Origin of the sequence: Caballeronia zhejiangensis, from assembly GCF_000698575.1 — a bacterium.
Lineage (GTDB): Bacteria > Pseudomonadota > Gammaproteobacteria > Burkholderiales > Burkholderiaceae > Caballeronia > Caballeronia zhejiangensis.
The window spans coordinates 1-1,543 of the sequence record NZ_JFHD01000099.1; the positions used below are offsets into that span (position 1 = coordinate 1).

The following is a 1,543-nucleotide window of genomic DNA, read 5'->3' on the forward strand; positions in this document are numbered from 1 at the left end:
GATTCCACGGCACCCATTAGCGGGCCGGTGTCAAGTAACAAAACCCTTCCGCGGCTCGCACGAGCGGGCCGGTCTTTCAATCCCTTGTCCGGCTGCAGTCGCTGAGCGCACCCGTTTCTTCAATTTTTGGCTACGACGCGAATCGCGCCAGACACCCGTGAGGATCAAGCGAGCGGCGATGCAAGCGAAGCCTTTCGCCCTGGTGGCTTTTGCCACCCCAGAAGAACTTTGGTGCCGTAATGTGTCCATGGGTTTGCACAAATCTCGAGGGCTGCCGATAATCCGGCGCCAATCCGTGGCTGGTTCACATTGCAGGCGATCCGCGTTGACTGCAAAAACGGGCGACGGCGGGTCCGGCATCCCATTCAAAGCGGTGGCTGTCGCTCCTCCATCCGTGGAACGAGGCTTACCGGTCGCCGTCGTTACTTTCATGCGAAGCAGCGTGTCATATCAAATGGTTTGCGCTCCTTGAGCATATGGAAACACGCGCGTGCAAGCTTGTGTGCCAGGGCCTTGCGCGCGACGATCGGATTCGTTCGCGCCTTCTTGCGATCGTAGAAACGTTTTGCTTCGGCGCAAAAGCGTATGGCAAAGTTGGCCGCCTCGACGAACGCCCAGGCCAGATATTTGTTGCCGTTCCTAGTGTTGCCTTCGCCTTTCTTTTTGCCGTTACTGAGGTGTTGGCTCTGTACACAGCGGGCGTACGATGCAAAGTTGCCCGCGTTGGCAAAGCGCTCGATGGATCCTATCTCCAGGACGATGACTGTCGCCAGAGTCTGACCGATTCCCGGTACAGTGGTCAGCAACGCATAATCAGCATTCAGAAGAACTCTTTCATGGAGACGCTTTTCGAGAGTATCGATTTGAGCGGAGAGCGTGGCAATGACCGCAGCGTTGGCCCGAATCGCGAGTGATACGTCATCCGGGAGATGCATTTGATCAACGGCGTGCTCGTCCAGTTGTTTTGCCTGATTACTCGTGATTCGCTTGCCAAACTGGCGCGCCGTAATGTTTTCAATCGCCAGAATGTGCTGGGTGCGACTGCGTACAAGTTGCTGTCGCTTCCTCGCCAGATCCCGCACTGTGCGAATTTCGGGCGGCAGGATAGTTCCAGTTGGCAGGATACCGAGCCTTAGCAGGTGAGCCAGGTAACGTGCATCGGTCTCGTCTCCACTATGCTTGAGTCCGTCGTATTTCTTGATCGCAGTGGTGTTGGCCAGAAGGACATTAAAGCCCGCTGCTTGCAGACCGTCGACAAGCCAATACCAGTTGAACGTCGATTCCACGACAACGCCTGCAAGGTCATCTTTCCACGGAGCGAGAAAGGTCAGAATTCTTCCTAGATCGTTGGGCAAGCGCTTTTCTGCGACGACGCGATCGGTGTCATCCATCACACTTACTACGCTGTTGTCGGAATGCAAGTCAATGCCGCTATAGTTCATGTTGGCCTCCTGACGGGTCAAGTGTTCGGCAAACTCACTTTACCCCCGTCGTCCGCCCGGGCGACGGCGGGAGGCCCGCCAGATGATTTTCAAACCGAGCA

At 56.1% G+C, this 1,543-nt stretch carries 1 protein-coding gene; it reads right to left on the reverse strand.

Going from position 1 to position 1,543, the window contains the following annotated elements:
• Positions 1-428: 428 nt before the first annotated feature.
• Positions 429-1,442 carry an IS110 family RNA-guided transposase gene (locus BG60_RS36075; RefSeq protein ID WP_008344880.1) on the reverse strand — a complete coding sequence of 338 codons (1,014 nt, stop codon included), beginning with the start codon at positions 1,440-1,442 and terminating at the stop codon, positions 429-431.
• Positions 1,443-1,543 lie beyond the last annotated feature (101 nt).

What these genes read in the sequence shown, in the direction of transcription:
- BG60_RS36075 (WP_008344880.1), bottom strand. Translation starts at nt 1,442, where the DNA reads ATGAACTATAGCGGCATTGACTTGCATTCCGACAACAGCGTAGTAAGT.